The following is a 4,209-nucleotide window of genomic DNA, read 5'->3' on the forward strand; positions in this document are numbered from 1 at the left end:
TGGCTGTTGGCTGTTGGCTGTTGGCTGTTGGCTGTTGGCTGTTGGCTGTTGGCTGTTGGCTGTTGGCTGTTGGCTGTTGGCTGTTGGCTGTTGGCTGTTGGCTGTTGGCTGTTGGCTGTTGGAATATAAACTTTATAAAAAAAGTCTCCTTAAAAGGAGACTTTTTTTTACAGGTGTACTTCTTACTTTTAATTCTTCACTTCATAAATTTTATTTCCAATTCTGACCACTCAGCTTCAAAGCTGCAATCACTATATCTTTTCTACTAATCTGCCCGACTAAAATATCATTTTTCATAACTGGCAATCTCCTTCTATTATGTTGGGCAAAAATACCTGCAGCATCAAATATTGAAATATCATGAGGAATGGTTTCCACCGACTTTGTCATAAAATTTTCTACACTTTTATCTAATATAGGCTGATTAAAATAGCGACTTTCAGAAATCTGCTTCATACAATCTGCTTCAGAAATGATGCCTACCAGAAACCCGTTGGTGTCCAAAACAGGTCCTCCAGAGATTTTATGTTTCGCAAATTTCTCCATTACGTCTAAAATTGAATCATCTGGCGAAAAAGTGATTAACTTAGTAGTCATATAATCAGCGACCAAAATTGGGGCTTCAAATTCTTTTTTAAATACTTTTCTAACGCCTTGAAAGCTTTTGATCCCCATGATAGTTTGTTTAAAGGTTGATTACTAAAGATACTAAATAAAATAAGAATTACTAATAATATTCTATATAAACCATTTAATACTCAATATTTTGTGAGTTTTTAAAAGAATATCATAATTATGAAGAAAACACCGACCTTACTCACATTACTTCTAATCATTCTTGCTACCTATTGGAGCTTTAGAGTTTTATTACCCCAATATCATGAGGGCGAAGCTGTGGCAGAAACTGAATTTTCTACTGACAGAGCTTTACAACATGTAAAAGAAATATCAAAAGAACCACATGGTGTTGGGTTTCCGGCACATACCACTGTTAGAAATTATATTACTGCAGAGCTTCAAAAGTTAGGATTAGAGACCTCTTTACAAGAAGGTTATACCGCTGGCGATTGGGGAAATTTGAGCAAGGCAGAAAATATACTAGCACGTATTAAAGGAAGCCAACCAGGTAAAGCATTATTAATATTAAGTCATTATGATAGTAACCCTCATTCTTCTTTAGGTGCTAGTGATGCAGGTAGTGGCGTAGCTACCATTATAGAGGGCGTAAGGGCTTTCTTGAAAACCAATACCACACCCAAAAACGATATCATCATTCTTATCTCTGACGCTGAAGAATTGGGACTAAACGGCGCAGATCTTTTTGTAGATAAACATGAGTGGTTAAAAGATGTTGGCTTGGTCCTAAATTTTGAAGCTCGTGGCAGCGGAGGTCCAAGTTATATGCTAATGGAAACCAACAGAGGAAATAGCAAGTTGATATCAGAATTCATTGCCGCAAATCCTGAATTTCCTGTAGCCAATTCACTTGCCTATAGTATTTATAAGATGCTACCTAACGATACTGATTTAACAGTATTCAGGGAAGATGGCGATGTAGAGGGCTTCAATTTTGCTTTTATCGATGATCATTTTGATTACCACACTCAAATAGATAATTACGAGCGATTAGATAGAAATACACTGGCACACCAAGGAAGCTATTTAATGCCTTTGTTAAACTATTTCGGTAATTCTGACATTAGCAATTTAAAGAGTTTGGACGATAATGTATATTTCAATGTTCCTTTCTTTAAAATGGTCTCTTATCCTTTTAGTTGGATCATGCCAATGTTAGGTATTGCAATTCTTGTTTTCATAGTACTATTAATATCCGGATTCAGAAAAAAGGTGCTGAACGGAAAAGACATTTTAAAAGGATTTATTCCGGTACTCTTTACTTTAGTGTTGAATGGTATTGTGGGCTTCTACAGCTGGCAGTTTTTAAAATGGGTCTACCCAGCTTATAATGATATTCTGCATGGGTTTACCTATAATGGTCATGCCTATATCTTTGCATTTACGCTATTTTCATTAAGCACCTGTTTCTACGCATATTACAGGTTTAGAGTCATAAAAACTGCAAATTTACTGGTAGCACCGTTTATTATTTGGATAATTATCTGCGGTTTGGTAGCAGTATATTTAAAAGGAGCCGCCTTTTTTATTATACCGTTATACAGCTTTTTGGTTGCCTTTTATGTACATATCAACCAGAAAAATCCCGATGCTTTTTTACTGGTATTCTTAGGTATACCCGCAGTATTTATTTTTGCTCCGTTCGTACAAATGTTTCCGGTTGGGCTAGGTCTTAAAATGATGGTAGCTTCTACCCTATTGACCACGCTAATTTTCTTTTTACTACTTCCGTTAGTTACAAAATATAGAAAAAAAGGCGCCTTGGCTTTTCTAAGTTTCTTGTTATTTGCCGGTTATATGGTATCTGCACATATGCATTCTGGTTTTACTAAAGAACGCCCAAAACCAACTAGCTTATTATACGTTTTAGACACCGATGAAAATACGGCAAAGTGGGCAACCTACGAGCATGAATTATCTGATTGGACCTCACAATATATTACCAAAAAATCAGCAGATAGTATTCTCAGTAAAAAGACCATTAGCAGTAAATACGGTTCTAATTTTACGTATACGAACGTAGCTCCTTTAAAAAAAGTACCAAAACCTACTATTGAAATACAGTTAGATACTATTATCAATGCTGTACGTACGGTACGTTTGTGTGTTACCCCAAACAGACCTATAAACCGTTTAGAGGTATTTACCAATGAAGTTGATATTTTAAAGGCAGATGTAAATGGCATTGAATTATCTGAATACTTTCTACAAAACAGATATGGTGGCAGATTAATAACCAATTACATTAGTGATAAAAATTATACTGATATAACCCTAGAAATACCACAAAATCAAGAATTAGAACTCACCGTATATGAAGCCTCTAACGATTTACTTGATAACGGTCTGTTCTCTGTACCACCAAGAAAAGAAGATCAAATACCGATGCCATTTGTGCTGAACGATGCTATACTAACCATACAAAAAGTAAAGTTTGAATAAGAAAATTGGTGTAATTGGTTGTGGTTGGCTAGGATTGCCATTAGCGGAGAGCTTACTTGCCGAGGGTTATAATGTCAACGGAACATCAACTTCAGAAGATAAATTAGCGGTCTTAAAGAAAAAGGGAATCCGTCCGTTTCAAATTTCATTATCAGAAAATAAAATCAATGGCGATATAGATACCTTTCTAGAATCGCTCTCTGTTCTTGTTATTAACGTTCCACCTAAATTAAGAGGCAAAGGACCCAAAGAAAGCTATTTTGAAAAAATTAAACTACTGTATAACGCTGTCAAAAAATCTACAGTAAGAAATGTCATTTTTGCAAGTAGTACGGCAGTTTATGGTGATGCAAAAGGACAGGTAGATGAGAATACGAAAACTATACCAACGACCGAATCTGGCAAACAATTACTACAATGCGAAGACCTTTTAAAAAACGATAAAGAATTAAACACGACCATTATTCGCTTTGGCGGATTAATTGGTCCAAATAGACACCCGGTTACAATGCTATCCGGTAGAGAAAACCTTAGTGGCGGGGACGCTCCGGTCAATTTAATTCATTTAGATGATTGTGTTGGTATCATCAAAAAAATCATTGAACTGGACTATTATAATGATCTCTTAAATGCCGTTTATCCTGAGCATCCAACTAAAAAAGAATATTATACTGAACAAGCCATTAAAAGAGGTATTACACCACCACAATATACCTCAACAGGTCAAAATCTTAAATTAATTACATTTTGTAGTATTTTTCTTATTAACGAGTATATCTTTCTTACAAACATTAAATGAGCTTACACAACACCTAGTGTCATTTTCGCAACAAATAGCCAAAAACAACGTTAATATACTGTTGTATGCCAGCTACTTATCGACGTATGACATACCTTTGTATAACAATATAAAACCATAATGTTATGAAGAAAGATAAATTACGGGAGAGGGTTTTAGTTGAATTAGAGAAGCTCATCTCCCTAAGTTGCAAGAACCCAAACGGTTCTAAAAAGTATGAAGATTTGCATATTGCATTGTTGAAAAAATACTATAATGCTACCAATGTTACTATAGACTATCACCGTCATAGAATAAAAATGGAAGTTATAGAAGACGATAGCTTATATGAC

General features: G+C 35.2%; 3 protein-coding genes and 1 pseudogene. 3 read left to right on the forward strand and 1 reads right to left on the reverse strand.

What is annotated here, in order from left to right; translation table 11 throughout:
- Positions 1 to 210 precede the first annotated feature (210 nt).
- Positions 211 to 675, reverse strand: a complete 465-nt coding sequence (locus ABJI11_RS10150; RefSeq protein ID WP_276491715.1) for a CBS domain-containing protein — start codon at positions 673 to 675, stop codon at positions 211 to 213.
- 120 nt (positions 676 to 795) lie between these two features.
- Here ABJI11_RS10150 and ABJI11_RS10155 point away from each other — a divergent pair, with 120 nt between their 5' ends.
- The 3 genes and pseudogenes from ABJI11_RS10155 to ABJI11_RS10165 all read left to right on the forward strand — a co-directional run.
- A complete protein-coding gene (locus ABJI11_RS10155) occupies positions 796 to 3,078 on the forward strand; it encodes a M28 family peptidase (protein WP_348351789.1) in 2,283 nt (760 codons plus the stop codon).
- Positions 3,071 to 3,877 (forward strand): SDR family oxidoreductase, encoded by an 807-nt coding sequence (locus ABJI11_RS10160; RefSeq protein ID WP_348351791.1) that lies wholly within the window; start codon positions 3,071 to 3,073, stop codon positions 3,875 to 3,877. The genes ABJI11_RS10155 and ABJI11_RS10160 overlap by 8 nt, the downstream gene beginning before the upstream one ends.
- A 125-nt stretch (positions 3,878 to 4,002) precedes the next feature.
- Positions 4,003 to 4,209, forward strand: a pseudogene (locus ABJI11_RS10165) (hypothetical protein); the annotation flags it as partial.

The organism is Maribacter sp. (genome assembly GCF_039968975.1).
Lineage (GTDB): Bacteria > Bacteroidota > Bacteroidia > Flavobacteriales > Flavobacteriaceae > Maribacter.